25 protein-coding genes and 1 tRNA gene are annotated in these 25,414 nt (G+C 64.1%); 11 read left to right on the top strand and 15 right to left on the bottom strand.

Features of this window, described 5'->3' with window-relative positions:
• The 3 genes from CHB90_RS05330 to CHB90_RS05320 all read right to left on the bottom strand — a co-directional run.
• Window positions 1–293, bottom strand: a 293-nt coding sequence (locus tag CHB90_RS05330) for a transposase (protein WP_170940987.1), incomplete at its 3' end; no start/stop codon positions are given.
• 39 nt (window positions 294–332) lie between these two features.
• Complete coding sequence (locus CHB90_RS05325; protein ID WP_089276815.1) at window positions 333–1,535, bottom strand: tyrosine-type recombinase/integrase; 1,203 nt, start codon at window positions 1,533–1,535, stop codon at window positions 333–335.
• Between the two features lie 165 nt (window positions 1,536–1,700).
• Window positions 1,701–1,786: transfer RNA gene (locus CHB90_RS05320), tRNA-Leu, on the bottom strand.
• Window positions 1,787–1,935: 149 nt separating this feature from the next.
• Here CHB90_RS05320 and CHB90_RS05315 point away from each other — a divergent pair.
• The 6 genes from CHB90_RS05315 (at window position 1,936) to CHB90_RS05290 (ending at window position 8,435) form a co-directional block, all read left to right on the top strand.
• Window positions 1,936–2,919 (top strand): complex I NDUFA9 subunit family protein, encoded by a 984-nt coding sequence (locus tag CHB90_RS05315; protein WP_089276814.1) that lies wholly within the window; start codon window positions 1,936–1,938, stop codon window positions 2,917–2,919.
• A 459-nt stretch (window positions 2,920–3,378) separates the two neighbouring features.
• A complete protein-coding gene (gene gpmI, locus CHB90_RS05310) occupies window positions 3,379–4,884 on the top strand; it encodes a 2,3-bisphosphoglycerate-independent phosphoglycerate mutase (protein ID WP_089276813.1) in 1,506 nt (501 codons plus the stop codon).
• Window positions 4,881–5,993 carry a murein hydrolase activator EnvC family protein gene (locus CHB90_RS05305; protein ID WP_089276812.1) on the top strand — a complete coding sequence of 371 codons (1,113 nt, stop codon included), beginning with the start codon at window positions 4,881–4,883 and terminating at the stop codon, window positions 5,991–5,993. The genes gpmI and CHB90_RS05305 overlap by 4 nt, the downstream gene beginning before the upstream one ends.
• 7 nt (window positions 5,994–6,000) lie before the next feature.
• Entirely contained in the window at window positions 6,001–7,338 is a 1,338-nt protein-coding gene (locus CHB90_RS05300) for a S41 family peptidase (RefSeq protein WP_089276811.1), read from the top strand.
• Window positions 7,339–7,467: 129 nt separating this feature from the next.
• Window positions 7,468–7,953: an RNA pyrophosphohydrolase gene (locus CHB90_RS05295; RefSeq protein ID WP_089276810.1), complete on the top strand. Its 486-nt coding sequence runs from the start codon at window positions 7,468–7,470 to the stop codon at window positions 7,951–7,953.
• The gene (locus tag CHB90_RS05290) at window positions 7,953–8,435 is read left to right on the top strand and encodes a hypothetical protein (RefSeq protein WP_089276809.1); all 483 of its coding nucleotides are present in this window, start codon (window positions 7,953–7,955) and stop codon (window positions 8,433–8,435) included. The genes CHB90_RS05295 and CHB90_RS05290 overlap by 1 nt, the downstream gene beginning before the upstream one ends.
• Window positions 8,436–8,545: 110 nt before the next feature.
• Here the strand turns inward: CHB90_RS05290 and CHB90_RS05285 are convergent, their stop codons facing one another.
• The 7 genes from CHB90_RS05285 to dapE all read right to left on the bottom strand — a co-directional run bounded on the left by CHB90_RS05285 (window position 8,546) and on the right by dapE (window position 15,462).
• Window positions 8,546–9,928 carry a lytic murein transglycosylase gene (locus CHB90_RS05285; RefSeq protein ID WP_089276829.1) on the bottom strand — a complete coding sequence of 461 codons (1,383 nt, stop codon included), beginning with the start codon at window positions 9,926–9,928 and terminating at the stop codon, window positions 8,546–8,548.
• A 121-nt stretch (window positions 9,929–10,049) separates the two neighbouring features.
• Window positions 10,050–12,347, bottom strand: coding sequence for a ribonuclease R (gene rnr / locus CHB90_RS05280; protein WP_089276828.1), 2,298 nt, complete (start codon window positions 12,345–12,347; stop codon window positions 10,050–10,052).
• Between the two features lie 176 nt (window positions 12,348–12,523).
• Window positions 12,524–12,787 (bottom strand): hypothetical protein, encoded by a 264-nt coding sequence (locus tag CHB90_RS05275; RefSeq protein WP_089276808.1) that lies wholly within the window; start codon window positions 12,785–12,787, stop codon window positions 12,524–12,526.
• A 151-nt stretch (window positions 12,788–12,938) separates the two neighbouring features.
• Window positions 12,939–13,292: a hypothetical protein gene (locus CHB90_RS05270; protein ID WP_141135804.1), complete on the bottom strand. Its 354-nt coding sequence runs from the start codon at window positions 13,290–13,292 to the stop codon at window positions 12,939–12,941.
• 9 nt (window positions 13,293–13,301) lie between these two features.
• On the bottom strand, window positions 13,302–13,910 hold the full coding sequence (locus CHB90_RS05265; RefSeq protein ID WP_089276806.1) for a TIGR04282 family arsenosugar biosynthesis glycosyltransferase: 609 nt from the start codon (window positions 13,908–13,910) through the stop codon (window positions 13,302–13,304).
• A complete protein-coding gene (locus CHB90_RS05260; RefSeq protein WP_089276827.1) occupies window positions 13,907–14,323 on the bottom strand; it encodes a GNAT family N-acetyltransferase in 417 nt (138 codons plus the stop codon). Before CHB90_RS05260 ends, CHB90_RS05265 begins: the two co-directional genes overlap by 4 nt.
• The gene (gene dapE, locus CHB90_RS05255) at window positions 14,323–15,462 is read right to left on the bottom strand and encodes a succinyl-diaminopimelate desuccinylase (protein WP_089276805.1); all 1,140 of its coding nucleotides are present in this window, start codon (window positions 15,460–15,462) and stop codon (window positions 14,323–14,325) included. The genes CHB90_RS05260 and dapE overlap by 1 nt, the downstream gene beginning before the upstream one ends.
• A 118-nt stretch (window positions 15,463–15,580) precedes the next feature.
• Between dapE and CHB90_RS05250 the strand changes: the two genes are divergently transcribed.
• Entirely contained in the window at window positions 15,581–16,615 is a 1,035-nt protein-coding gene (locus tag CHB90_RS05250) for a Hint domain-containing protein (RefSeq protein ID WP_089276804.1), read from the top strand.
• A 15-nt stretch (window positions 16,616–16,630) separates the two neighbouring features.
• Here the strand turns inward: CHB90_RS05250 and CHB90_RS05245 are convergent, their stop codons facing one another.
• Complete coding sequence (locus CHB90_RS05245; RefSeq protein ID WP_089276803.1) at window positions 16,631–16,969, bottom strand: hypothetical protein; 339 nt, start codon at window positions 16,967–16,969, stop codon at window positions 16,631–16,633.
• 203 nt (window positions 16,970–17,172) lie between these two features.
• Here CHB90_RS05245 and CHB90_RS05240 point away from each other — a divergent pair, with 203 nt between their 5' ends.
• Window positions 17,173–18,222, top strand: a complete 1,050-nt coding sequence (locus CHB90_RS05240; protein ID WP_089276826.1) for a transporter substrate-binding domain-containing protein — start codon at window positions 17,173–17,175, stop codon at window positions 18,220–18,222.
• Window positions 18,223–18,400: 178 nt separating this feature from the next.
• Here the strand turns inward: CHB90_RS05240 and dapD are convergent, their stop codons facing one another.
• Together dapD and CHB90_RS05230 are read right to left on the bottom strand one after the other, a co-directional pair.
• On the bottom strand, window positions 18,401–19,228 hold the full coding sequence (gene dapD, locus CHB90_RS05235) for a 2,3,4,5-tetrahydropyridine-2,6-dicarboxylate N-succinyltransferase (RefSeq protein WP_089276802.1): 828 nt from the start codon (window positions 19,226–19,228) through the stop codon (window positions 18,401–18,403).
• 114 nt (window positions 19,229–19,342) lie between these two features.
• Window positions 19,343–20,260, bottom strand: coding sequence for a threonine/serine dehydratase (locus CHB90_RS05230; protein WP_089276801.1), 918 nt, complete (start codon window positions 20,258–20,260; stop codon window positions 19,343–19,345).
• A gap of 100 nt (window positions 20,261–20,360) precedes the next feature.
• Here CHB90_RS05230 and CHB90_RS05225 point away from each other — a divergent pair, with 100 nt between their 5' ends.
• Window positions 20,361–21,203, top strand: a complete 843-nt coding sequence (locus tag CHB90_RS05225; RefSeq protein ID WP_089276800.1) for an LOG family protein — start codon at window positions 20,361–20,363, stop codon at window positions 21,201–21,203.
• A gap of 37 nt (window positions 21,204–21,240) precedes the next feature.
• Here CHB90_RS05225 and CHB90_RS05220 read toward each other — a convergent pair whose 3' ends face one another.
• Window positions 21,241–23,109: a nucleoside-diphosphate sugar epimerase/dehydratase gene (locus tag CHB90_RS05220; RefSeq protein ID WP_089276799.1), complete on the bottom strand. Its 1,869-nt coding sequence runs from the start codon at window positions 23,107–23,109 to the stop codon at window positions 21,241–21,243.
• Between the two features lie 367 nt (window positions 23,110–23,476).
• On the opposite strand from CHB90_RS05220, the gene CHB90_RS05215 reads away from it, so the two are divergent.
• Together CHB90_RS05215 and CHB90_RS05210 are read left to right on the top strand one after the other, a co-directional pair.
• A complete protein-coding gene (locus tag CHB90_RS05215; protein ID WP_089276798.1) occupies window positions 23,477–24,499 on the top strand; it encodes an aspartate-semialdehyde dehydrogenase in 1,023 nt (340 codons plus the stop codon).
• A gap of 246 nt (window positions 24,500–24,745) precedes the next feature.
• Window positions 24,746–25,105: a hypothetical protein gene (locus tag CHB90_RS05210; RefSeq protein ID WP_089276797.1), complete on the top strand. Its 360-nt coding sequence runs from the start codon at window positions 24,746–24,748 to the stop codon at window positions 25,103–25,105.
• Here CHB90_RS05210 and CHB90_RS05205 read toward each other — a convergent pair.
• Window positions 25,102–25,413, bottom strand: coding sequence for a P-II family nitrogen regulator (locus CHB90_RS05205; protein WP_089276796.1), 312 nt, complete (start codon window positions 25,411–25,413; stop codon window positions 25,102–25,104). The genes CHB90_RS05210 and CHB90_RS05205 overlap by 4 nt on opposite strands.
• Window position 25,414: the final 1 nt, after the last annotated feature.

The following is a 25,414-nucleotide window of genomic DNA, read 5'->3' as shown; positions in this document are numbered from 1 at the left end:
CGGCTTAGTGTGCTGAAGTCGGGCACCGCCCAGTCGAGGCCGACCAGGCTCAGTAGGCTTTCAACGAACCCGGTCGTCTGCCGGAGCGCCATGCCGAAAAGGACTTTCATCGTCAGGCATGCCTGGATCGCGGCGTCGCTATAGAGCGGCTGCCGGCCTCGCTTGCCGGTCGGCGGTGGCACCCAGACCATGTCCGGGTCGAACCAGATCGTCAGGGAGCCGCGCTGCTTCAGCGCTTCGTTGTAGGCCGGCCAGTTCTTGGTCTTGTAGCTCGGCGGGATCGGTCTGCTCATGCAGGACAGCTACCACGCTGGATTCACGAGATGAATCCCTCAACCAGCCTTTGCGCAACAAAGCCCTCGAAACCCACCAACAAGATCCGCCCAATCCCGCATAAACTCAACCCGCTGCTCCCAGTACGTCGCCCGGTTGTACGTCCGCCGGATGGCGTTTTTGTCCTGGTGGGCCAGAGCAGCTTCTATCACGTCGGGATCGTAGCCCCGGTTGTTGAGGATGGTGCTGGCGGTGGCGCGGAAGCCATGGGCGGTCACTTCCTCTTTCGTGTATCCCATCCGGCGCAGCATGGAGTTGAATGCATTCTCAGACAACCACTTCCGGTTGGAATGGATCGACGGGAACAACAGCTCTACGCCGTCGATCATGGGCCAGTTCCGCTCCACAATGGCCATTGCTGGAGCTGAGAGCGGTACGACGTGCTCACGCCGCATCTTGGTGCGTTCAGACGGTATCGTCCACGTTTGTTTGTCTCGGTCGATTTCTTGCTTCCTGGCGCCCCGTACTTCTCCCGGGCGGGTCATGGTGAGGATCTGGAACATGAGTGCGTCCTTGATCACTCCAGCGCCGGTGTATTCATCAAGATCACGCAGGAACTGGCCGAAGGCAGCCTCGTCGATGATAGCGGCCCGGTTGGTCACTTTGACCGGCAGCAAGGCTTCCTTCACCGCGTAGGTTGGATCGTTCTCGGCCCGCAGCGTGACGATGGCCAGGCGAAAGATGCCAGAAAGGGTACCGCGCAGTTTCTTTGCGGTCTCACGCCGCCCGCTGTGTTCGACCTTTTTCAAAAGGTGCAGGATCTCGGCTGACGAGATGTCCGCAATTGGTCGGTCATGCAACGCTTCGGCGAGCGTATGGATGTGCCACCGCTTCTTCTTGAGTGTGATCTCGGCGAGCTCACGATCCTCGGCCTGCTGCAAGTATTCTTCTGCGACGAGCAGGAAGGTGGTGCGAGCCTTCGTCTCGGCTTCGATCTCATCCAGACGCTTCTGCACGGTCGGGTCAGTACCCTCCGCCAGCTGTACTCGGATGGCATCACGTTTCTGCCGGGCTGCGCGCAGCGACACGTCGGGATAGGCCCCATGCGCCAACAGCCGCTCCTTGCCACGAAACGTGTACTTCTGCCGCCAGAGCTTGGAACCATTCGGGTTCACCAGGACAAACAGGCCCAAGGAATCATAGAGCTTGTACGGCTTCTGCCCCGTCTTGGCCTTCTTAATCTTGAGGTCAGTGAGCGCCACTGGGGTATCACTTCCATCATTCCTGCCTGATACCCCAGAACCGTACCCCAAAGTGGAGGGGTATTGGGTGGGGTAGCATGTTCAGCTATGAGCAGGATGATAGCCGCAACCCCCAAGAAAACCTAGGCTTTCAGGGCAGTTATGAGCAGCTATGTGAGGGGTAAGTGGTGCCCAGGAGAGGACTCGAACCTCCACGGCCTTGCGGCCACTGGCACCTGAAGCCAGCGCGTCTACCATTCCGCCACCTGGGCACAGGTGCGTGAGGAGGGCGTTTACGCTTGCCTGCGTGGGGTGTCAACGCGGTTTTTGAAAGAATTTCTGCGCGGCAAACGGGCGCCTTGCCGGGGCGGCGTTGGCCCGGTATTCCTGCGTCGCATACTTGGCTACAGGAGAGCGTCCCATGTCCAAACTCGTCACCATATTTGGCGGCTCGGGATTCGTCGGGCGTTATATCGCCCGCCGCATGGCCAAGGAGGGCTGGCGCGTGCGCGTCGCCGTCCGTCGTCCCAATGAGGCGATCTTTGTGCGCCCCTGCGGCGTTGTCGGCCAGGTAGAGCCGGTGTTCTGCAACATTCGCGACGATGACAGTGTCCGCCGCGTGATGCAGGGCGCGGATGCGGTCGTGAACTGTGTTGGCACCTTCGACAAGGGTGGCAAGAACAATTTCGACGCTGTTCAGCATGAGGGGGCAGAACGAATCGCCCGCCTTGCCTCGGACGAAGGCGTGGCACAGTTGGTGTACATTTCGGCCATCGGCGCGGATCAGGAAGGCGAAAGCCTTTATGCCAAGAGCAAGGGCTTGGGCGAAGAGGGGGTTCTGAAAAACTTCCCGCAGGCGGTGATTCTGCGTCCGTCAGTGATTTTCGGGCCAGAGGACCAGTTCTTTAACCGCTTCGCAGGCATGACCCGCTTTGGGCCGATCCTGCCGGTTGTCGGGGCCGAAACAAGATTCCAGCCGGTTTATGTGGATGACGTGGCGCAGGCCGCTGTCAAAGGCGTGCTGGGAATGGCGCAGCCGGGTGTCTACGAACTGGGCGGCCCGGATGTCATGACATTCAGCGACCTTATGCAGATGATGCTGACCGTGATTCGACGCCGCCGTCTGGTCGTGAACATTCCTTTCTTTGCCGCTTCGGTCATTGGCTCGGTGTCGGACCTGGTGCAAAGCCTGTCACTGGGGCTGATTCCGGCACAGATTACCGCCGATCAGGTCCGTACCCTGCGCCATGACAATGTGGTGACGGGGGACACCATGGGGTTTGCCGATCTGGGCATCGCGCCAAACGCTGCAAGCGCGGTTCTCCCAGACTATCTGTGGCGGTTCCGGCCCTCTGGTCAGTATCTTGCGATCAAGGAATCGGCACAAAACCTGCGACCGCACTGAACGTCACCCGGGCAGCCGGTCACGGCTGTCCAGACTTGCCCGTCCGAAAAGACTGTGGGGGACCGTGAACGGGCACCCGTCCGACGGGCGCAACGTGACGCAATGTCGACAAAAGCACGGCGCCACAGCCCATATCCCAAGGACCGCGAGCCGGGTTGGCATCAGACGTCATGGTGGCGATAGGCAGCAGCGGCAAATGCCAGAAGCCTCTATTGTCGAAACCTCGCCAAAGATCGTCCAGCCTGACGTGATCTGGACCGCCGCTGACAATCCCACCGACAGGCCGAAAACACCATCGTCGCATACATCGTCGGATTTGATGCCCCGTCAGACGGGGCTCTGCACCCGCCTCGGGCAAGCCCAACCGGACCCCCGGGACAGGCCGGATGTTATCCCTCTCCACATCTGATCGCGGCGCTGTTAAACCGACCCCAACAGCATTCCCGGAGGGCACATCCCATGAAACCCGTCATCCTCACCATTCTCGACGGCTGGGGCCTGCGCGAAGACGCGGAAAACAACGCCCCCAAGCTGGCCAAGACCCCGACGATGGACCGCCTATCCGCCAGTTGCCCCCATGCCACCCTCATAACTCACGGCCCTGACGTGGGCCTGCCCACCGGGCAGATGGGCAACTCGGAGGTCGGTCACACCAATATCGGCGCGGGTCGGGTCGTCGCCATGGATCTGGGACAGATCGACCTTGCCATTGAGGACGGCTCTTTTTTTGACAACGCGCAGATCCTCAGCTTTGCGGAGAGGGTCAAGAACGCGGGTGGCACGGCGCATCTGATGGGGCTGACCTCGGATGGCGGCGTCCACGCCCACACCGATCACATCCTCGCTGCCGCCAAGTCCCTGACCGATCAGGGGCTGCCCGTCGCCATCCACGTCATCACCGACGGCCGCGACGTGCCGCCCACATCGGCCAAGGATCAGATCGCCGCGTTTCAGGCTGCCCTGCCCAAGGGGGCCAAGATCGTCAGCGTCACCGGGCGCTACTATGCGATGGACCGCGACACCCGCTGGGACCGCGTCGAAAAGGCGTATCGCGCCATGGTCGAGGGCGACGCCCCTGCGCAGCCCGACGCCCTTACCGGGATCAAGGCAAGCTACGCCGACGACAAGGCGGATGAGTTCATCCTGCCTTTCATCGTCAACGGCTACACCGGCCTCGCCGAGGGCGATGGGGTGTTCTTCCTCAACTTCCGCGCCGACCGCGCGCGGGAAATCCTGTCGGCTATTGGCGACCCACAGTTCGACGGCTTCACACGGACGCGCAAACCCCTGTCGGCCCTGTTGGGCATGGTGGATTACTCCAAGGCGCACGCCGAATACATGACCACGGCCTATCCCAAGCAGACCATCGTCAACACGCTGGGCGAATGGGTGGCGAAACAGGGCAAGACGCAGTTCCGGCTGGCGGAGACAGAGAAATATCCGCACGTCACTTTCTTTCTGAATGGCGGCAAGGAAACCCCGGAACCACACGAGGACCGCTTTATGCCGAAGTCGCCCAAGGTGGCGACTTATGACCTGCAGCCAGAGATGTCGGCGGGCGAGGTGACAGAGAAATTCCTAGAAGCGATCGACCACGGTTACGACCTGATCGTCGTGAACTTTGCCAACCCGGATATGGTTGGCCACACTGGCGATTTGCAAGCCGCGATGAAAGCCTGTGAGGCAGTGGACGCGGGCCTTGGGCGGGTGGTCGCCAAGCTGGAGGAAACCGGCGGCGCGCTGCTGGTGATTGCCGATCACGGCAACTGCGAAACCATGGTGGATCCGGAAACCGGCGGGCCGCATACGGCGCACACCACCAACCTCGTGCCGGTGATCCTGTTCGGCGGGCCAGAGGGCGCGCAGTTGAATGACGGACGGCTGGCAGATGTTGCGCCGACGCTGTTGCAACTGATGGAACTGCCGCAGCCCGAGGAAATGACCGGGGTGAGCCTGATCAAGTGAAACGTCTTGCGCTGATCCTTGGCCTTTGGGCCGCACAGGTGGCCGCGCAGGACGCGGGTGACCCGGCACGGGCGGCCGCCGAGGCGCTAGAGGCTGCGTCTGTCCTGCTGGGCACGGCCGAAGAGGCGCAGGACCGGGTGGCGGCGCTGACTGACACAGTGCGTGCCTATGAGGACGGGTTGGCCGCCATGCGTGAGGGGCTGCGCGCCGCAACGATCCGCGAAACCGAACTCAGCCGCAAGCTGGCTGGACAAGAGGCAGAGGTGGCACGCCTGCTCGGCGCGCTCATGGCGGTCGGCGACCGGGCCGCTACGCGCACGCTTGTCCATCCGCAGGGGCCGCTGGGGGCGGCGCGGTCGGGCATGTTGGTGGCTGCCGTGACGCCGGGACTGGCCGACAGGGCCTCTGCCCTGCGCGCGGATCTCGAAGAGGTCACGGCGTTGCGCACGTTGCAGCAGAACGCGGCGGATACGCTGCAAACGGGGCTGAGTGGCGTGCAGTCCGCCCGTACCGCGCTGAGCCAGGCCATCGCCGAACGCACGGACCTGCCACGCCGCTTTACCGAGGATCCGATCCGCACCGCCATCCTGATCTCGGCCACCGAGACGTTGCAGGGCTTTGCCTCTGGTCTGGCAGAGATTTCCGAGGACGACAGCACGCCGCCGCTGCCGCCCATCGCGGACCGCAAAGGCGCGCTGCCACTGCCAGTGCGCGGGGTGGTCCTGCATGAGGCCGGTGATCGAGACGCCGCAGGCGTGTCGCGCCCCGGCATCGTTGTGGCCACACGTCCCGGCGCGCTGGTCACATCCCCCACGGCGGCAACGATCCGCTATGCCGGGCCGCTGCTGGACTACGGCCTGGTCGTGATCCTTGAACCGCAGGCCGACCTGATGTTTGTTCTGGCGGGACTGGACACCGCGTTTGGCGAAGCCGGGCTGGTCGTGCCCGCCGGGTCTCCAGTCGGCCTAATGGGCGGCGCGGCAGGCAATAATATGTCACCTTCAGGTGAGGGGGCTGGCGCAGGCCGGTCCGAAACGCTCTATATAGAGGTCAGAGAGGGCGACGTGCCCGAAGATCCACTGCGGTGGTTCACAACCGACAAGGGATGATTGAGGTATGAGGAAATTCGTGATGGCCGCGGTGGGCGGCACGCTGGCGTCCGTCGTGGCGACCACCCAATTGGTGGGACCGCTGCTGGCGCAAGAAGGTGCGCGCCCCCAAAGCGTGTATGAGCAGCTTGACCTGTTCGGCGACATCTTTGAGCGTATTCGCGCGCAATACGTCGAGGAAGTCGACGAAAAGGACCTGATCGAGGCGGCCATCAATGGGATGCTGACCTCGCTCGATCCGCACTCGGGGTACCTTGCCCCCGATGACGCCGCCGACATGCGCGTGCAGACGCGGGGCGAATTTGGCGGTCTGGGCATCGAGGTCACGCAGGAAGACGGCTTTGTCAAAGTGGTCTCGCCGATGGACGGCACGCCGGCGGACGCGGCGGGCATGGAGGCGGGGGATTTCATCACCCATGTCGACGGCGAAAGCGTGCTGGGCCTGACACTGGACGAAGCGGTGGACATGATGCGCGGGCCGGTCGGCTCGGAGATCGTGATCACTGTGGTGCGCGAAGGCGTCGAGGAACCCTTTGACGTCTCGATCATCCGCGACACCATCAAGCTGACCGCCGTGCGGACCCGCACAGAGGGTGAGACCGTGGTGCTGCGTGTCACCACCTTCAACGACCAGACTTTTGCCAACCTTGCGGACGGTCTGGCCAAGCAGGTCGAAGAAGCGGGCGGCATCGACAAGATCAACGGCTTTGTCGTCGATCTGCGCAACAACCCGGGTGGCTTGCTGAACCAGGCGATCATGGTGTCCGATGCCTTCCTCGACAAAGGTGAGATCGTGTCGACCCGTGGCCGCGATCCTGCCGATGGCGACCGCTACAATGCCCAGCCCGGCGATCTTGCCGAAGGCAAACCGCTGGTCGTGCTGATCAACGGCGGCTCTGCCTCAGCCTCAGAGATTGTCGCCGGTGCCTTGCAGGATCACCGCCGCGCTATCGTCGTGGGCACCAAATCGTTTGGCAAAGGCTCCGTCCAGACGGTCATGCCGCTGCGTGGCAATGGTGCGATGCGCCTGACGACCTCGCGGTACTACACACCGTCGGGTCGATCGATTCAGGCGCTGGGCGTGTCGCCCGACATCGTGGTCGAACAGCCGCGCCGCGATCCCAACGCCGTGGAAGAAGAAGAGCCCGCAAACCCCTTCCGCCGCACAGAGGCGGACCTGCGCGGCAGCCTCGACAACGACTCGCTGACGCCGGAAGAGATCGAACAGATCAAGGCAGACCGCGCCAAGGCAGAGGCCGCCGCAAAACTGCGCGAAGAGGACTATCAGCTGGCCTACGCCATCGACATCCTCAAGGGCCTGTCGGCATTGGCCCCCCGGGACTGATGCGGCGCCTGTAACTTTTTCAAACCGGCGGCCCCCAAAGGGTCGCCGGTTTTTCTTTGACCGCGCCCGGCTTTCAAAACACGCTCCCCTGCGTTAGCGTTCGGGTACCCCAACCCCATGAGACCCTGCATGACTCCCGAACAAATTGCCGCCCTGCCGTATCGCCGCAACGTCGGTGTCATGCTGATCAATGCCCAGGGCCACGCCTTTGTCGGCCAGCGGATCGACAGCGAAATCCCCGCCTGGCAGATGCCACAGGGCGGGATCGACAAGGGCGAAGACGCGCAAGAGGCTGCCCTGCGTGAGCTTGAAGAAGAAACCGGCGTGCCCCGCGACCTTGTTACAGTCGAGGCCGAAACCGACGGCTGGATCTCTTACGATCTGCCGCACGACATCGTGCCCCGGATCTGGAAAGGCCGCTACAAGGGGCAGGAACAGAAATGGTTCCTGCTGCGGTTCCACGGAACGGACGATCAGGTGCGGCTGGACGCGGACGACCATCAGGAGTTCTCCGAATGGTGCTGGATGTCGGCGGATGAGGTGGTCTCCCAGATCGTGCCCTTCAAACGCATGGTCTACGAACAGGTTATAAACGCATTCCGGAGCCACTTGTGATGCGCTGGCTGGCATGTGTGCTGTCGCTTCTGGCAACCCCGGCACTGTCGCTGTCCTGCCTGCCCGCGGACCCGGTGCGGGACTTCAAGGCGGCAGACACGGCTGACGCCCGCTGGGGAATCGCGGTTGGACGGCTCGACTTCGACGAAAACCGGGTGCCCAAGGTCGACTGGGACCGGCAGGAAGCTGTGCCGCCGCAAACCGACCTGCGCGCCACAATGGTCGGCCACGCGCTAGACCCCAGCGGATACAACACTGTGTTTCAGGCGAATGTGACGCTGCGGGTGCTGTGCTTTGGACCGTGGTGCGCGGCCCCCAAAAGCGGCGCACGCTACCTTGCCTTCATCAAACACGAAAACGGCAAGCGGGTTCTGCAGGCCGATCCCTGCGGCAACTGGCTGTATATCAATCCGCGCCGCGAAGACCTCGACCGCTTGCACAAATGCCTGGTCGGCGGCCCCTGCAAGGAACGCGGCTTTTAAACCAAACCCCACTCCCGGCTTCTTCTGTCCAAAAATATCCCGGGGGGTCCGGGGGGCAGAGCCCCCCGCCGGATCGTCGGGCCGCAGGCACGGCGAAACCGCTTTCAGACCTACCGCAACCGTTTCAGGATCGCTGGTGAGGCATAGCCATCCGGCACCAGGCCCTTGGATCGCTGGAAATTGCGCACCGCCTCCACCGTCAGCGGCCCGATCTTGGCGTCGATCCCTTCGGTGTCAAAGCCCGCTGCGGTCAGGCGCTTCTGCAACTCGATCCGCTCCTTGAAGGTCAGCGCCCGGTCGTCGCGTGGCCAGTTTCCCTTGATCGGGGCACCGCCCGCAATCCGGTCCGCCAGATGGCCCACCCCGATCACATACGCGTCGGCGGTGTTGTAGGTCTCGATCACCTCGAAATTGTCAAAGATCAGGAACGCCGCCCCCTGATGGCCTGCGGGCAGCAGCACAGAGGCGGGACCGAAATCCTTGACCGGCTCACCGTCCACGCCCACCACGCCCTTGCGCGCCCAGGCCGAGGGCAGGCGGGTGATCTCGCGCTTTGCCTCCAGATAATCGAACCCCTTGGGCAGCGTCACTTCGACCCCCCAGGGCACGCCTGTCTTCCAGCCGTTCGATTTCAGGTAATTCGCGGTGGACGCCAGCGCGTCGGCGGGATCGTCATCCCAGATATTGCGCCGCCCGTCGCCGTCGTGATCGACGGCAAGCCGCTGAAACGACCCCGGCATGAACTGCGTATGGCCCATGGCTCCGGCCCAGGATCCTTGCAGCCTGTCCGGCGTGGTGTCGCCCTGTTGCAGGATCTTCAGCGCGTCGACCAACTGTTCCTCAAAGAATTCCCCGCGCCGCGCGTCATAGGCCAGGCTCGCCATGCTCTGGATCACCGGGGTCGATCCGCGAAAGGTGCCATAAGCGGATTCCAACCCCCAGATCGCCACGACGACCTCTTTCTGAACGCCGTAGTCCGCCTCGATCCGCTGCAGCAGCTTGCTGTACTTGCGCAGCGCCGCCTTGCCGTTGCGCACGCGGGCGTCCGAGGCGGCGCTGTCGAGGTAAACCCAGATCGTCTTGGTGAATTCCGATTGGTTGCGGTCCCGTTCCACAACCTTGCGGTCGAACGCCACATCCTTGAACGCGCGATAAAAGGTTTCCGCGCGCACGCCCTGATCCAGGGCGCGCGGGCGAAACTCTTGCACCCAAGCGGCAAAACCGGCCTGCGTGCCGGTGATCCGCGCGGACAGCGCCGCCTCGGCCTGTAGCGCGGCAGGGCGCAGCGTCGGGCGCAGCGACAGCGCGGGCGCAAATGCGCTGTCTGTCAGGGTCGCGGCGCGGGCGACCACCTCTTCCTCTGGCGGAACGGCGGCGGGCGTCTGGCGCGCTTCCCCTCGGGCAACGGGGCGCAACGACGTATCGACCGCCTCTGCCGAAACCACGGGGGCCGTCAACAGCAGGGCGATCAGCCCGGAAAACGCGCGACACATCATGGGTACGATCCTGCTGCTCTTTTATTTTACAGCAGTTTAACGCGGGCCGGCGCCCTTGCGAAGATGCAACCGGCGCCGGGCGCGATTTCCTGCCGCCGCGCCCCACGCGCATGTCACCTTACGTTTCCCGGCGCTTCCGCGATACCTTGCGCTTTGTCTTGGCGTCCTTGGCCTTGGCCTTGGCCAGCTTGCGACGGGGCGATGTCCCCGGCTTGCCGCGCCCACGCCCGCGTCCGCGCGCCTGACGCCCCCCTTGCACGCTCTGGTATTCGTCGTCGTCAAGTTCCAGCAGCTCAAAGGCAATGCCGCCGGTCACGGGGGCAGCCTCGACCAGTTTGACCCGCGCGCGCATCCCCAGACCGATGATCCGCCCCGTACTGCCCCCCATCAGGGTGCCGGCGTCGCGGTCAAAATGGAAATACTCATTCCCGAGCGTGCTGATCGGCACCAGCCCGTCTGCCCCGGTTTCATCCAGTTTGACGAAGAGGCCAAACTTGGCGATGCCAGAGACACGGCCCGTGAACTCCGCCCCCAGCCGTTCTGACAGAAAGGCGGCCAGATAGCGGTCGGTAGTGTCGCGTTCGGCCATCATCGACCGGCGTTCCGTGTCGCTGATATGCTGCGCCGTGGTCTCCAGCCGTTCGATGTCCTGCACGCTGAGGCCGTCATCACCCCATTTGTGCGCCGTGACTAACGCGCGGTGCACGATCAGGTCCGAGTAACGTCGGATCGGCGAGGTGAAATGCCCGTAGTTCTGCAGCGCGAGGCCAAAATGGCCAAAATTCTTTGGGCTGTAGTAGGCTTGGGTCATCGATCGCAGCGTGGCCAGATTGATCAATTCCGCCTCGCCGGTCTTGGCGGCCTGATGCAGCAACTGGTTCAGGTGGTGAGTTTTCAGCACCTGTCCCTTGGCCAGCGTCAGCCCGGCGGATTCTGCGGTGTCCCGCAGCGACTCCAACTTTTCCTGCGGTGGTTCCTCATGGACGCGGAACAGCAGCGGCGTGTCCTTGGCGATCAGGGTTTCGGCGGCGGCGACATTGGCCAGCACCATGAATTCCTCGATCAGCTTGTGCGCATCCAGCCGGTCGGCGAAATCGACCGAAGTGACCTTGCCGTCCTCGTCCAGTTTGATCTTGCGTTCCGGCAGGTCCAAGTCCAGCGGCTGGCGCCGCTCACGGGCGGATTTGAGCGCGTCATACGCGGCATAGAGGGGCTTCAGCACCGGCGCCAGCAGCGGGCCGGTCTTGTCGTTTGGGGTGCCGTCGATGGCCGCCTGCACCTCGGCATAGTTCAGCGACGCAGGTGAGCGCATCAGCCCGCGATAGAACCGCTGGCCCAGCTTGTTGCCCTGCGCGTCGATCCGCATCCGAACGGCGATACAGGCGCGCGGCACGCCTTCGTGCAATGAGCACAGATCGCCGGACAGGCGGTCGGGCAGCATCGGGACAACCCGGTCAGGAAAGTAGGACGAGTTTCCGCGCGACTTTGCCTCGCGGTCCAGCGCTGAGCCGGGAGTGACGTAGTGGGCCACATCGGCGATGGCGACCCACAGCACATGGCCGCCTTCGTTTTGCGGATCGTCGTCCGGTTCGGCAAAGATCGCGTCGTCGCGGTCGCGGGCGTCGATCGGGTCGATGGTGATTAGCGGCATGTCCCGCAGGTCGGTGCGTCTGGACAGGCCCGCAGGTTTCATGCTGTCGGCCTCTGCCAGCACCTCTGGCGGGAAGTCGTCGGGGATGCCGTGCTGATGGATCGCGATCAGCGACACGGCGCGCGGGGCGGTCGGGTCGCCCAGACGTTCGACGATGCGTGCGCGCGGCAGACCAAGGCGGCCGCGCGGGGGGCCGGCCTGTTCCGCCTCGACCAGCTCCCCTTCCTGGGCGCCGCCGGTTGCTTCGGTGTCGACCATCCATTCCTTGTCCGAGCCTTTGTCGATGGGCATGATCCGCCCGCCCTCGGCGGTCTTGCGGAAGATGCCGACCACGCGGCGCGGGCTGGCACCGATGCGGCGGATCAGACGGGCCTCATAGTTGTGGTCGGCCTCATGCACCACCTGAAGGCGGGCGAGGATGCGGTCGCCCTCTCCCAGCGCGGGATCACTGGCGCGGGGGATCAGCAGGACCGTGGGTTCCACCCCTTCGCCGTGCCATTCCAGCGGCTGCGCAAAAAGATCGCCGTTGGCGTCCGGGGCCTTGACCTGCAGCACGCTGACGGGCGGCAGGCGGTCGGGATCGCGGTAGGTTTTCTTGCGCTTTTCAAGGTGGCCCTCGTCTTCAAGCTCTCTCAGGATGCGCTTGAGATCGATCCGGTCAGCCCCCTTGATGCCAAAGGCCTTGGCGATGTCACGTTTCGAGGTGAGGGTCGGGTTGGCGGAGATCCAGTCAAGGACCTCTGCCTTTGTGGGCAGCTTGCTCATGATGATGAGGTAGCACGGGCGCATGACGGCGTCATGTCGATTCCGCAGCGGCCCAAAAAGACCTGTCCACGCGTGGACAGGATTGGGGCATAGCGAAATCAACGGGTTACAGAGGTGTTTTCATCATTTGTTAGGGAGTTCAGGTTTTCCGGCCTGCACAGGATCGCGGCGTTCCGCTAGTCGCCCGGCCCGGGTGCGGGCGGGGTGGGGCGGTTTTGCGAGGCCAGGACAGAGGCCCAGTCGCGCGCGATAGCGGCAAGGATCATCGCCAGAACCGGAGAGCAGAAGATCAGCAAGCGGCCAATGTTGTTGCCTACCGCTGCGGCAATGCCGACAAACAGGATCACACCAAATGTCACGCAGAGGTCGCGCGTCAGCCAGCGTTCGACGTGCGGTGCCCTGCGGGTGGCGACCACGAACATCACCGCCACAAGCAGCACGACAATGGCAAGGTTCTGCGTCAGAAAGACCTGAAAGATGAAGTCCCGGTCGCCCAGAGAAAAGCCCGCCAGCGTGTCGATCAGGGCAGTCGGGGACAGGTGATGGCGTACGGGTCGCTGGCGAGCGACAGGCGTAGCGCAATATGGGCGCTCAGGCTGAGGAGGGCGGCAAAGCCGCGGTCAGGGTGACGGACAGGTAGTTGACCGGAAGGGCGGAAAAGAAAACGCCACGTTCATATCCCGTGGCGGAAAAGGCGATGTCCGTGTCGTAGTCAAAGCCTGCTTCATACAGAAGGTTCACGATCACCGCCTGAATTTGGCGCAAGACCCACGGGGCGTCTGCCACGCTGAAATCAAGCGGGTGCAGGTACATCGCATGGTAGTGGGCATAGTCCTTGCCGCCAAAATCCGGGATGTGGAATTTGTAGGCCAGATAGAACAGGGGAAAGAAGGCGAAGAGGTAGATCAGGCTGCGCGCGCCAAAGGACATCGAAACTCTTGCCATGTCTTTATCCTAGTGATCCGCGGCGCGCGGTTGCAACAGATCGGCCCGGCGCAGGTCGGCCACTGTGTCCACATCCACCAGACTGTCGACCAGTGCCGTGCGCCTGCCGGGGATAGAGGCGATGGTATCGGCCAGCGCGTGTTCGGTGGACCAGCGCACGCCGTCGAACAGCGTTGCCGGGACTTGGGCGGCGTTGCGGATGCCGACCAGCCAGTAACCGCCATCCTCTGCCGGGCCAAAGACTGCGTCGGCGGGCCCCAGAGCACGGAAAGCGCGCCAGATGGCGGGGCCGGTGATGCCGGGGATGTCGGCGCCGATGACGCAGACCGGGCCGGGGGCGGTGGCGCGCATCATGCGGGCCATGCGGTCACCCAAGTTGCCGCCGCCTTGGGCGAGGCGCGGCAAGTCGGCGGGCCAGACGCGGCTGGACAGGGCGGTGCTGTCCGGGCTGACGGCCAGCACCAGATGCCAGCGCGGATCGCGCAGGCGGCGCAGCAGGCGCGCGCTTTGGTGGTGGAACCACCATTTGGCGGCGATGGTGCCAATGTCCCGCGCCAGCCGGGTTTTCACCCGACCGGGGCGCGGTTCCTTGATCATGACAACCAGCGTTGGTTTCACACCGGCGCCCGCATGTCCTGATGCGGGATGCCTGCATCGTCGTAGACCGGGCCAAAGGTGGCAAAGCCCAGCTTTTCATAGAACGGCAGCGCGTGGCATTGCGCGCCCAGCACGACAGAGGTGACGCCGGGCTGTTGCCGGTACCAATCCACCCCGAACCGCACCAGCGCCGCGCCAAGGCCGGTGCCCCGCGCGGGGGCCAGCACGCAGACGCGGCCAATGCGGCCTTCCTCGCCGACCTGCCGCAGGCGGGCGGTGCCAAGCGGGGTGTCATCGACGTAGGCCAGCAGGTGGGCGGAGGTCGCGTCCAGATCATCCCATTCCTCTGCCTCCGGGATGCCCTGTTCGTCGATGAACACGGCGCGTCGCAGCGCGTGGCAGGTGGCAAGGTCGGCGGTCTGTTCAATGCGGATCACGCGAAATAGTCCTGCAGGATGCGGGTGTAGATTGCCTTGAGCTGATGCACATGGGCAATCTCGACCCGTTCATCGACCGCGTGCATCCGTTTGCCCACAAGGCCAAATTCCACCACCGGGCAGTGGTCTTTGACAAAGCGCGCGTCAGAGGTGCCGCCGGTTGTCGACAGGTCCGGCGTGATGTTGGTTTCCAGTGCGACGGCGCGCGAGACCAGATCCGACAGCGGGCCGGGCGGGGTCAGAAAGCTTTCGCCCGAAATCTTGATCTGGACATCCGTGGTGGTGCCAAATTCGGCGTCCACCTTGGCGGCCTCTGCGCGCAGCCAGTCCGACAGAGCCGCGCCGGTGTGGGTGTCGTTGAAACGGATGTTGACGGTGGCGCGGGTCAAAGCAGGGATCACGTTGGTGGCGGGGTTGCCGGTGTCGATGGTCACCACCGCCAGCGTCGAGGGGTCAAAGTGGTCGGTGCCCTCATCCAGCGTGTGACTGGCGAGCGTGTCCATCAGGCGGGCCATGGCGGGCATCGGATTCAGCGCGCGGTGCGGATAGGCGGAATGGCCCTGTTTTCCGGTCACGGTGAACCATGCGGACAGCGAGCCGCGCCGCCCGATCTTGATCATCTCGCCCATGGTGTCCGGGCATGTCGGCTCTCCCACCAGACAGGCGGACATCTGTTCGCCGGTGGCGGCCATCCAGTCCAGCAGGGCGGTGGTGCCGTCGATGGAGTCGCCCTCTTCGTCGCCGGTGATGGTCAGGATCACGGCGCCGTCGGGGGGCGTGTCGCGGACAAAGTCGATGGCCGCAGCGGCAAAGGCGGCGACGCCGGATTTCATGTCGGTCGAGCCGCGCCCGTAGAGATAGCCATCGTCGATTTCCGCGCCGAAGGGGTCAAAGGTCCAGTCGTCGCGGTTGCCGATGGGGACAACATCGGTGTGACCGTTGAAGCCAAAGGTTTTGGCGTGGCCCTTGTCGCCCCAGCGGGCAAACAGGTTGGCAATGCCGCCACGGTCGACGCGGATGCAGGTAAAGCCTGCGTTATCCAGCAATTCGTGCAGCAGGATCAGCGCGCCGCCTTCTTCGGGGGTGACAGAGGGGCATTGCACAAGGCGGGCGGTGAGGTCGACCGGATCGGTCATCGGCGGCTCCTGGGTGGCGGCGTTTGGGTAGGGCTAGCGCGCCTTGGGGCGCTTGGCAAATGGCGCAGGGGGATTGGGCGTGCTAGGCCTGTGCAAACGGTCAGGGGTGCGGGGCAAGATGGGCTGGATTGCGGTATCGGGGGCGGGCGCGCATTGGGTTGATCCGGACTGGGCGGCGGGGGCCGCGGACCGTCTGTTGCCGCGCGGCACCGTGATGGTCGAGGCGCGGTTGGCGGGCGGCGCGCGGCCCGAACGGCTGCTGTCGATCGACCGGGTGGCGCCCTGGCCCGGCAGCCTGTCGCTGACGATGGTGGCGGGGCAGGGGCTGGCGCTGGTGATCTCACAAGGGGCGCAGGTGTTTCAATGCGTGCTGCCGTTGCCGGTGGCGCAGCGCGAAGAGGTGTTGCGCATCAGTTTTGCATGGGACAGCCCGGCGCGGCGCGGGCGTTTCGCGGTGGAACGGGCGGATGGCACCGTGCTGGCGGTCAAGGAGAGTGACGCGCCGCCGCCGCTGACCGGGGGCGATGTGCTGGCGCTGCGGGGCGCGGGCTGTTGCGCGCTGTCCGATGAGGTAGAGCCGCTGGGCCCGGTGCCGACGCTGGCGGGGGATACGCAGGTGGCGACGCCGCAGGGGCCGCGCCGGGTGGCGGAGCTGCGCTGTGGCGATACGGTTGTGACCCATGCGGGGGCGGTGGTGCCGGTGCTGGCGCAGGTCTCAAGGACGGTGCCGGCGTTGGGGACATTTCGACCGATCCGCCTGCAAGTGCCCTATTTTGGATTGAACAAGGATCTGATCGTCGCCCCCGGCCAGTGCCTTGTGGTGGCCGGGGCCGACGTGTCCTACCTGTTCGGCTGTGAGGCGGTGCTGGTGCCTGCCGCCGGGTTGGTGAACGGACGCGCGGCGGTGTTCGAGGACAGCGGCCCGCTGGTCACATGGCATCAGGTGCTGCTGCCGGGGCATGAGGCGATGGTCTCTGCCGGGGCGGGCATCGAAAGCCTGTATGTCGGGCGGTTGCGCCGTCGTCGCGACTTTTTGCGCGATACGCTGCTGGCGGATGTGCCTGCGGGGCTGATGCCGGAACACGGCGGCACCGCGCTGAAGGTGTTGGCCCCGTTCGAGGCGGTGACACTGGCCGAAAGCCGCGCCGCCTGAACCGAGAGCCGGGCGTCAGTCGTTGAAGGGGGTCACTTGGGCGACGATCACGGCGTTCTCGGCGCGGGCGCGATCCATCAGTTCGGCCTCTTCGTCGTCGATCTCGTGGCCCTGGGCCTCTCGTTCTTCGCGGGTGCCGTAGCCGGTGACGTCCAGCGGTGCCATGTCGGCCTGTTTCAGGATCGCCACGGTTTCGCGCACGGCCTCGGCCTCATCCACGCCGGAGGCATAACACATCAGCGCAGCCCCGGTGGATTTGGCGGGCAGGCCATCGCCGTTCTTGCGCCCGACCTCGACCAGCAGGGTGTAGACCTGTTGTGGTTTTTTGTCGGCTTTGGGCTTTTTGTCGGCCATGACGGCACCCCCTTTGGTTGCGGCGCGAGCGATGCGCCTTTGCGTCCCGCCTGTCAAGCGTGCCCCGGGGCGGGTGACAGGGGCGGGTAGCGGTCAGGCAACTGTTTTGTTATCGCACGGATTGAATGTTGCTTGCCACGGTCCTGACGTGGCAAGCAACATGCGCCCGGCGGTTCCAAGGGGCCGCGCAGTCCGGAGAGATGATGACAGCCACCTTCCGCAGCCTTGTCCTGTTTATCGGGCTGATCGTGATGCCGCTGAATGCCAGCGCGCAGACGCTGGTCTTTTCCACGGTAGAGCGTCCGCCCTTTGCGATGAACGCGCCCGAGCATGACGGGTTCAGCATCGCCCTGATGCAACGGATCGCGGCGCAGATTGGCCGCGAGGTGCAGTTTGAAACCGCCACCAGCTTTGCCGAGATGCTGGACCGTGTCCGCGATGGCGAGGTCGACGGGGCGATTGCCAATATCTCGATCACCGCCGTACGCGAGGCGGAGATGGATTTTACCCTGCCGATCTTTGAGAGCGGGGTGCAGATCATGGTGACGGGGGGGGCGGAAAACTCTTTTTGGCAGCAGATCTTTACGCTGGAGGTGGCGGCCTATGTCCTGCTGGCCTTTGCCGCGCTGTTTGGCGGCGGCATGTTGATGTGGGTCTTTGAGCGGCGCGCCCAGCCCTATTTTGAACGGCCCGCGCGGGAATCGCTGTTCCCGAACTTTTGGTGGGCGCTGAACCTTGTGGTCAACGGCGGCTTTGAAGAGCGGATGCCGCGGTCCGCCCTGGGCCGTGTGCTGGGCGTGGTGTTGGTGGTGGCCAGCCTGTTTGGCGTGTCGATTTTTGTGGCGCGGATCACCGCCGCCATGACCGTCACCGCCCTGACCAGCAGCATAGATTCGATCAACGATCTGGATCGGCGTCGGGTTGGCAGCGTCGCCGGATCGACCGCCGCGCTATTTCTGGACGGGCGCGAGGTGCGCCACAACGCCTATCCCGGCTTTGCCGAGATGATTCGGGCCTTTGAGGAAGGCGAGGTCGAGGCGCTGGTCTTTGACGGTCCGTTGTTGAAGTATTACCTGGCGCGGTCACCCCAGAGCGACGCCTATGTCCTAGACAGGGTGTTCCGGTCCGAGGATTACGGCATTGCGCTGCCCACCGGCAGCCCGCTGCGCGAATCGATCAATCAGGCCATTCTGCAACTGCGGGAATCTGGAGAATACGGCGCGCTGGTGGATGCTTGGTTCGACGATCGCTGAGCCGTCCGGAGCAGGGGGGGGGCGTCCTGTCTGGGGCATGTGGCCCGCCTGTCTGGCGCGGCCTGCGGCCTGCGTTGCTGGGTATTTGGACAGAGAAGAAACCCAAGGCGGGGCGCGTTCCGCAGGTGTGGGGTGTGGACGGGGGCGGGGCCCCCGTCTGCTGGGGTGAGTGCTGCGGTCAGTCGCGCAGCAGTTCGTTGATGCCGGTCTTGGACCGGGTGCGCGCATCCACGCGTTTCACGATCACCGCGCAATACAGGTTGATGCCGTTCTTGGACGGCATCGAGCCTGCGACAACCACGGAGTAGGGCGGCACTTCACCGTACATGACCTCACCGGTTTCGCGGTCGACGATCTTGGTCGACTGGCCGATGAACACACCCATGCCAAGAACAGAGCCTTCGCGGACGATGCAGCCCTCCACGACTTCGGAGCGGGCGCCGATAAAGCAGTTGTCCTCGATGATGGTGGGGCCGGCCTGCATCGGTTCCAGCACGCCGCCGATGCCGACGCCACCGGACAGGTGGACGTTCTTGCCGATCTGCGCGCAGGAGCCGACGGTGGCCCATGTGTCGACCATCGTGCCCTCATCGACATGGGCGCCGAGGTTCACAAAGGACGGCATCAGCACCACGCCGGGCGCGATATAGGCAGATTTGCGGACGATGCAGTTGGGGACGGCGCGGAACCCGGCGGCCTTCCACTGGTTGTCGCCCCAGCCCTTGAACTTGCTGTCGACCTTGTCCCACCAGCCAGCACCCTGCGGGCCGCCGTCCTGCTGTTCCATGTCCTTGATGCGAAAGCCCAGCAGCACGGCCTTTTTCGCCCACTGGTTGACGTGCCATGTGCCATCTTCGCCGCGTTCGGCGACGCGCAGCTTGCCACTGTCGAGCGCGTTCAGCGTGTCCTCGATGGCGTCGCGGGTCTCACCCGTGGTGGCGGGTGTGATGTCGGCGCGGTTTTCCCAAGCGGCCTCGATTGCGGTTTCAAGCTGTGCGTTGGACATGGTGCCCTCTCCCCTCGGAATACGTTCCGATGCCCTATAGCGGTCCTGACGTGGCGGAACAATCCTTCGCCGCTCCTGCGCCCCACCCCCGCGCCACTCCTTCGCCGGGGGGCCTTATCCCAGCGGGTCGGGGGCGATATTGCCGCCGCACAGCAGCACGGCCACCCGTTCATCGGGGGCGGGTATGTAGGCGCCGCTGATCAGCGCGGCCAGCGCGCAGGCCCCGGCGGGTTCGACCAGCAGGCGGTGGGCCTGCCACAGCAGGCGCTGGGCGTCGGTGATGGCCGTGTCCGTCACTGTGATGACGGGGGTCGCGTTTTCGCGCGCAAGGTCAAAGCAGATCTGACCGATGCGCCGCGCCCCCAGCGCATTGGCGGCCACGCCCGAGACGCTGACATCCACCGGCGCGCCTGCCGCCAGAGCAGCCCCCAGCGTGTTGCAGGAGGCGGGTTCCACCGCGACGATCCTGCGCGCGCCCTGCATCCACGCGAGGGAGCCGCCGATCAGCCCGCCGCCGCCGACGGCGATCAGCACGGTGTCGGCCTCCAGCCCCTGTGTCTCCCATTCGCGCAGGCAGGTGCCCTGGCCCGCGACGGTCAGCGGGGCGTCATAGGCGTGGACCTGCATCGCGCCGTGGTCTTCCTCATAGCGTTTGGCCATGTCCAGCGCGTCGGCGTATTCGCCGGGGACCACGGTCAGGTCCGCGCCGGTGCGTTCGATCAGCGCGATCTTGGCCGGGCCTGCGATCTCCGGGACAAAGATGTGCGCCTTGTGCCCCAGACGGTGCGCGGCAAAGGCGACCGCCGCGCCGTGATTGCCGCCCGAGGCCGCGACCACGCCGCCTGTGGGTACGTCAACGGCGCGCAGGGTGTTGAACGCGCCGCGCGCCTTGAAACTGCCGGTGTGTTGCAGTTGCTCCAGCTTGATTGCGACGGGACGCTCCCAGAGCGCGTCCGAGGTCATGACGGGGGTGGTCACAGTGTAGCCGTTGATCCTGTCGGCGGCTGCTTCGATATCGGCTTTCCAATTCATCGGCTGTCCTGCGCTGCTGGTGGCTGGATATGTTCGCGGTAACTGGCGCTTTGGAGCGGCACGCTATAGTTCTGAGGAAAGGCGAACAAGGAGCCGCACAATGAAAGACGACCGCCGCAGCCCGCTGCGCAATGCGCATACGGACCGCGATACCGCAAAGCAGATCCCGGAAACCCCGCAGACGCTGTCCCCCAGCTATCGGCTGGCCTTTGCGGATGATGAATTCCTGTACCGCGATGAACTGCGCCCGGTGCGTCTGCAACTGGAACTGCAAAAGTTCGAGATGCTGATGGACGAACACGGCATCGACTCGACCGTGGTGCTGTTTGGCGGCGCGCGCATCCCTGCGCCCGCGGACAAGGATACGGCGCGGACCAAGACGCTGGCCGATCTGTCGCGGTTCTACGATGAGGCGCGGGAATTTGCGCGGCTGATGACGGTCAAGTCCAAGGAAACCGGCAACCGCGATTTCGTGATCGTGACCGGCGGCGGGCCGGGGGTGATGGAGGCGGGCAACCGGGGCGCGCATGATGAGGGTGGCCAGTCGATTGGTCTGAATATCGTGCTGCCGCACGAGCAGGCGCCAAACCCCTATGTGACACCGGACCTTGCGTTCAACTTTCACTACTTCGCCATTCGCAAGATGCATTTCCTGATGCGGGCGCGGGCGATCTGCGTGTTTCCCGGCGGGTTCGGCACGCTGGATGAGCTGTTCGAGACGCTGACCCTGATCCAGACCGGGCGGATGCAGCGGGTGCCGCTGTTGCTGTTCGGGCGCGAGTTCTGGGAGCGGATCATCAACTGGGACGCGCTGGCCGATGCCGGCACGATCAGTCCGGAGGATCTGGACCTGTTCCGCTACGTCGAAAGCGCAGCCGAAGCGGTTGAATTGGTCGAGAACTGGGGTCCGGCGGTTGCGCGGACCGATCTGCCGGACCGCTGAATTCCGGGGCGGGGCGAATTTTCGACGAAAATTCGTCTCAGCTTGACTGCGCGGCCTCGTCCAGTTCGGCCTGTTCGACCCAGCGTGAAATGACCGCGCGGGCGGCGCCCTCATCGCGTGTCTCAATGGCTTGCCGCAGATCCTTGATCGCGGTGGCCATTTCAAATTCCGACAAAAAGGTCTCTTGCGCGCGCAGGATCTTGGTGTGCGGTGTGGTCAGCATGTCGGACGAAATCAACAGCTCTTCGTGCAGCTTTTCGCCGGGACGCAGGCCGGTGATCTTGATCTCGATATCGCCGAGGGGGTCGTCTTGGTCGCGGACCGAAAAGCCTGCGCCCTCGATCATCTGGCGCGCCAGCTTGCGGATCGGTACAGGGGCGCCCATGTCGAGCACAAAGACATCGCCACCACGGGCAAACGATCCGGCCAGCAGGACCAGCCGAGCGGCCTCGGAGATGGTCATGAAGTAGCGCGTGACCTGCGGATCGGTCAGCGTGACCGGCCCGCCGCGCAGGATTTGTTCCTCAAACAGCGGGATGACAGAGCCGGACGATCCCAGCACATTGCCGAACCGCACCATGGAAAACCGTGTGCCGGGGGTGCGTGCGGCCAGATCCTGCACCAGCAGTTCGGCCAGACGTTTGGACGCGCCCATGACGTTGGTCGGGCGCACGGCCTTGTCGGTCGAGACAAGGATAAAGCGGTCAACCCCGGCAGAGCGGGCGGAATCGGCCAGCACCTTGGTGCCCAGCACGTTGTTGCGCAGGCCGGACAGCACATTGTTTTCGACCAGCGGCAAGTGCTTGTAGGCGGCGGCGTGCAGCACCACGTCGATGTCGTGTTCGACCAGCACATCGCGCATCAGACGTTCGTCCAGAACCGATCCCAGCACCGGCACGATGTGCAACCCGTCGCCGATGTCGCGCAGTTCCTTGTCGATGTTGTAGAGTGCCAGTTCGGAATGATCGACCAGCACGACGCAATCGGGTTTGCAGGCAATCAATTGGCGGCAGAGTTCCGAGCCGATGGACCCGCCCGCGCCGGACACAAGGATGCGGCGCCCGGAATAGACGTGGCTGACACCGGGCAGTTCGCTTTCCAACCGGCTGCGGCCCAGCAGATCCTGGATCGACACCGGCGTGACCTGTTTGCGGATTTCCCCGTCGCCCACCATGGCGGCGAAAGAGGGCAGGGCGTGGACCTCACATCCGATATGGCGCAGTTTGTGCGCGATGCGTGCCACCGCAGGTTGACTGATCGACGGCATGGCAAGGACAACCCGGTCGATGTCCTTTTCCAGTACAAGTGTTTTCAGGCTGGAGGGCGCGTGGACGCGCAGGCCGGAGACGATCAGGCTTTGCAGGGTGGGGTTGTCGTCGATGAAAGCCACCGGCAGGATTGCATCGTCGTGGCGCAGCGCCGCGACAAGCTGTTGCCCGGTCTGGCCCGCGCCATAGATCAGCACCCGCATCCGGTCCTTGCCGTGGCGATAGATGTTCAGCGTGACCTGCCGCAGGACGATCCGCCAAGAGGCGGACGCGACCAGCAAGAGCAGGGTAAAGATCACGAAAGAGCCAAGCGGAAGCCCGGTTCGCATGGCGGCGTTCAGGGCCAGCCCCATCACACCGAGGATTGCAGCATAGGTTGCGGTCCGGATCACGCCGCGCATTTCATAGGCGTTGAGCGTGATGCGGGTCAGGCCCAGCCACCAACCGGCAGCGACGGCGGCGCCGGTCAGCAGGATCAGCATGGGCAGAATGTCGGAAAAGGCAGGATGATCCGGGGTGCCGGTTGTCGACAGGGCAAGAGCGGCGATCATGGCAAGCGGGATGACAGCCGCATCCATCAGGATGAAAAGCAATTGCTTTTGCGTCCGGGACAGAGCCATCACGAGATTGTAGAACATGCTGCCGTGTCCCTTACCGATACGAACCGGAGTATGTTCCCCGGCATCGAAACGTGGCCGGTCTTGTGCCAGCCCTCTTTCGTTTCGTCCCTTGAGAGGACTCCACTTCTTTCTGTCTTAGGTTACTCAACCGCAAGCAGGCAAGCAGGTTGTTTCTGCGGTTGCGAGTGCAGGCGGATTTTTACCGGGGGTCGATGCCGGAAAATCCGGCGGATTTGAGCGGGATCCGGGTCGGTTGCCCGCATAAGTGGCGCTGGTGCAACGAATGGGGGCTTTCGCCCATGCTGCGCCTGCGATATGACACGCGCCATTCCGCTGTCCGTGTGATCCGCGCGTGGGCGGCGGCGCAACCCCTAAGGAGGGCCATATGGGCTACCGTATTGTCGTCGTTGGTGCCACGGGCAACGTGGGCCGCGAAATGCTCAACATCCTCGCCGAGCGGGCGTTCCCCGTCGACGAGATCGCCGTACTCGCCTCGCGCAAATCGCTGGGCACAGAGGTGAGCTTTGGCGACAAGACCCTCAAGACCAAGGATCTGGCCACCTTCGATTTCACCGGCTGGGACATCGCGCTGTTTGCCGTCGGCTCTGGCCCGACAAAGGAATTCGCGCCCAAGGCGGCTGCGGCCGGATGTGTCGTGATCGACAACTCATCGCTCTATCGCTATGACCCGGACGTTCCGCTGATCGTGCCAGAGGTGAACGCCGACGCGGTCATGGGCTACACCAAGAAGAACATCATCGCGAACCCCAACTGTTCCACCGCGCAGATGGTTGTCGCGCTCAAGCCGCTGCATGACCGCGCCCGGATCAAGCGTGTTGTCGTCTCGACCTACCAGTCGGTGTCCGGTTCGGGCAAAGAGGGCATGGATGAGCTGTGGGAGCAGACCAAGGCGGTCTACAACCCGACCAAGGACGTGCCGCCGAACAAGTTCACCAAGGAAATCGCCTTTAACGTGATCCCGCACATCGACGTCTTCATGGAAGACGGTTCCACCAAGGAAGAGTGGAAGATGGTGGTAGAAACGAAAAAGATCATCGATCCCAAGATCAAGGTCACGGCCACCTGTGTGCGGGTGCCGGTCTTTGTCGGTCATGCCGAGGCGATCAACATCGAGTTCGAGGATTTCCTGGACGAGGACGAGGCGCGCGACATCCTGCGTGAGGCCCCCGGCGTCATGGTGATCGACAAGCGTGAGGACGGTGGCTACGTCACCCCCAAGGAATGCGTCGGCGATTTCGCCACATTTATCAGCCGCATCCGTCAGGACAGCACCATCGACAACGGTCTGAACCTGTGGTGCGTCAGCGACAACCTGCGCAAAGGTGCGGCGCTGAACGCGGTGCAGATTGCCGAAGTGCTGGGCCAGAAGGCGCTGAAAAAGGGCTGATCGCCCGACCGCGCGCCGCAAGGCCGCGATGCCAAACCGACATCATGCAGGCCCGCGCCCCCCGGCGCGGGCCTGTTGTCGTTGCAGGCGTGGACAAGCGCGGCGTTGCGCGCGGACCCGCCGCTGACCGCACGCCCGGTTAGGAGCCTGTTTCCGTTTTACGCGAAAACCTTGTCCTTGACGCCGCAGTGCCGCAGTTTTGCCGCATTCGCGTGCCACGGTTTAAGGATCGGTGAGGATGCGATCATGCTACAGGCAGCACTTTCCCAGGCCGCTCGGCCAAATATTCCCAAAAATCAGGGCCTTACAAGGCCGCTCGACAGTGAGGCGCTTTCGCTTTTGCGATTGTTTCTGGCCCCGATCCTTGAAGGGGCCAAGAACTGGCAGACCCTGTCAGAGCAACTGGCGCGCAAGGGGTTCCAGCTGACCTTTCGAAGAGGCCACATGGTGATCCTGAACGACATCGGCGAGGGCCTGTGTACCGGCAGCGATCTGGGCGTCCCGCTGGCCCGGCTGGCGGAACGGATCGGACGGCCGCGCGTGCGGGCGCACCGCACGGGGCAGGCGGGTGAGCTTGCCTCGGCGCGTCTGTCGCAACAGGCCTAGAACCGTTCGGCGCGCAAAATCTCGCAGTCACAGACCGAGACCACTCCGATTTGCCGTTCCACCACGGAAAACACCTGATCCAGCAACGGATCCAGCTTTTCCGGGCGGATGATGCAGACCACCTGCACCAGCCCGGTGCCCCGGCTGATCTGGCCCTCACGGCTCCATTCGCCGGATCGTCCCGATCCGCCAAGCATCGGCAGGACCGACCAGCCGGTGACATCGGCGCGTGTCATCGCCTCTGTCAGACGGCGTTCCATCACCCGTTCGATGATGATCTCGACGCGCTTTGCCTTGTGGGTCTGCATG

The organism is Antarctobacter heliothermus (assembly GCF_900188425.1).
In the GTDB taxonomy this organism is placed as follows: domain Bacteria; phylum Pseudomonadota; class Alphaproteobacteria; order Rhodobacterales; family Rhodobacteraceae; genus Antarctobacter; species Antarctobacter heliothermus.
This window is presented reverse-complemented; position numbering and strand designations above follow the sequence as displayed.

Excerpts from the sequence above, each read along its gene's own strand:
- CHB90_RS05250 (WP_089276804.1), top strand. The coding sequence starts at position 15,581 with ATGGGCTGGATTGCGGTATCGGGGGCGGGCGCGCATTGGGTTGATCCG.
- CHB90_RS05270 (WP_141135804.1), bottom strand. The coding sequence starts at position 13,292 with ATGGCAAGAGTTTCGATGTCCTTTGGCGCGCGCAGCCTGATCTACCTC.
- CHB90_RS05220 (WP_089276799.1), bottom strand. The coding sequence starts at position 23,109 with ATGTTCTACAATCTCGTGATGGCTCTGTCCCGGACGCAAAAGCAATTG.
- CHB90_RS05245 (WP_089276803.1), bottom strand. The coding sequence starts at position 16,969 with ATGGCCGACAAAAAGCCCAAAGCCGACAAAAAACCACAACAGGTCTAC.
- CHB90_RS05210 (WP_089276797.1), top strand. The coding sequence starts at position 24,746 with ATGCTACAGGCAGCACTTTCCCAGGCCGCTCGGCCAAATATTCCCAAA.
- CHB90_RS05215 (WP_089276798.1), top strand. The coding sequence starts at position 23,477 with ATGGGCTACCGTATTGTCGTCGTTGGTGCCACGGGCAACGTGGGCCGC.
- gpmI (WP_089276813.1), top strand. The coding sequence starts at position 3,379 with ATGAAACCCGTCATCCTCACCATTCTCGACGGCTGGGGCCTGCGCGAA.
- dapE (WP_089276805.1), bottom strand. The coding sequence starts at position 15,462 with ATGACCGATCCGGTCGACCTCACCGCCCGCCTTGTGCAATGCCCCTCT.
- dapD (WP_089276802.1), bottom strand. The coding sequence starts at position 19,228 with ATGTCCAACGCACAGCTTGAAACCGCAATCGAGGCCGCTTGGGAAAAC.
- CHB90_RS05225 (WP_089276800.1), top strand. The coding sequence starts at position 20,361 with ATGAAAGACGACCGCCGCAGCCCGCTGCGCAATGCGCATACGGACCGC.
- CHB90_RS05315 (WP_089276814.1), top strand. The coding sequence starts at position 1,936 with ATGTCCAAACTCGTCACCATATTTGGCGGCTCGGGATTCGTCGGGCGT.
- CHB90_RS05290 (WP_089276809.1), top strand. The coding sequence starts at position 7,953 with ATGCGCTGGCTGGCATGTGTGCTGTCGCTTCTGGCAACCCCGGCACTG.
- CHB90_RS05300 (WP_089276811.1), top strand. The coding sequence starts at position 6,001 with ATGAGGAAATTCGTGATGGCCGCGGTGGGCGGCACGCTGGCGTCCGTC.
- CHB90_RS05205 (WP_089276796.1), bottom strand. The coding sequence starts at position 25,413 with ATGCAGACCCACAAGGCAAAGCGCGTCGAGATCATCATCGAACGGGTG.
- CHB90_RS05295 (WP_089276810.1), top strand. The coding sequence starts at position 7,468 with ATGACTCCCGAACAAATTGCCGCCCTGCCGTATCGCCGCAACGTCGGT.
- CHB90_RS05230 (WP_089276801.1), bottom strand. The coding sequence starts at position 20,260 with ATGAATTGGAAAGCCGATATCGAAGCAGCCGCCGACAGGATCAACGGC.
- rnr (WP_089276828.1), bottom strand. The coding sequence starts at position 12,347 with ATGAGCAAGCTGCCCACAAAGGCAGAGGTCCTTGACTGGATCTCCGCC.
- CHB90_RS05240 (WP_089276826.1), top strand. The coding sequence starts at position 17,173 with ATGACAGCCACCTTCCGCAGCCTTGTCCTGTTTATCGGGCTGATCGTG.
- CHB90_RS05285 (WP_089276829.1), bottom strand. The coding sequence starts at position 9,928 with ATGTGTCGCGCGTTTTCCGGGCTGATCGCCCTGCTGTTGACGGCCCCC.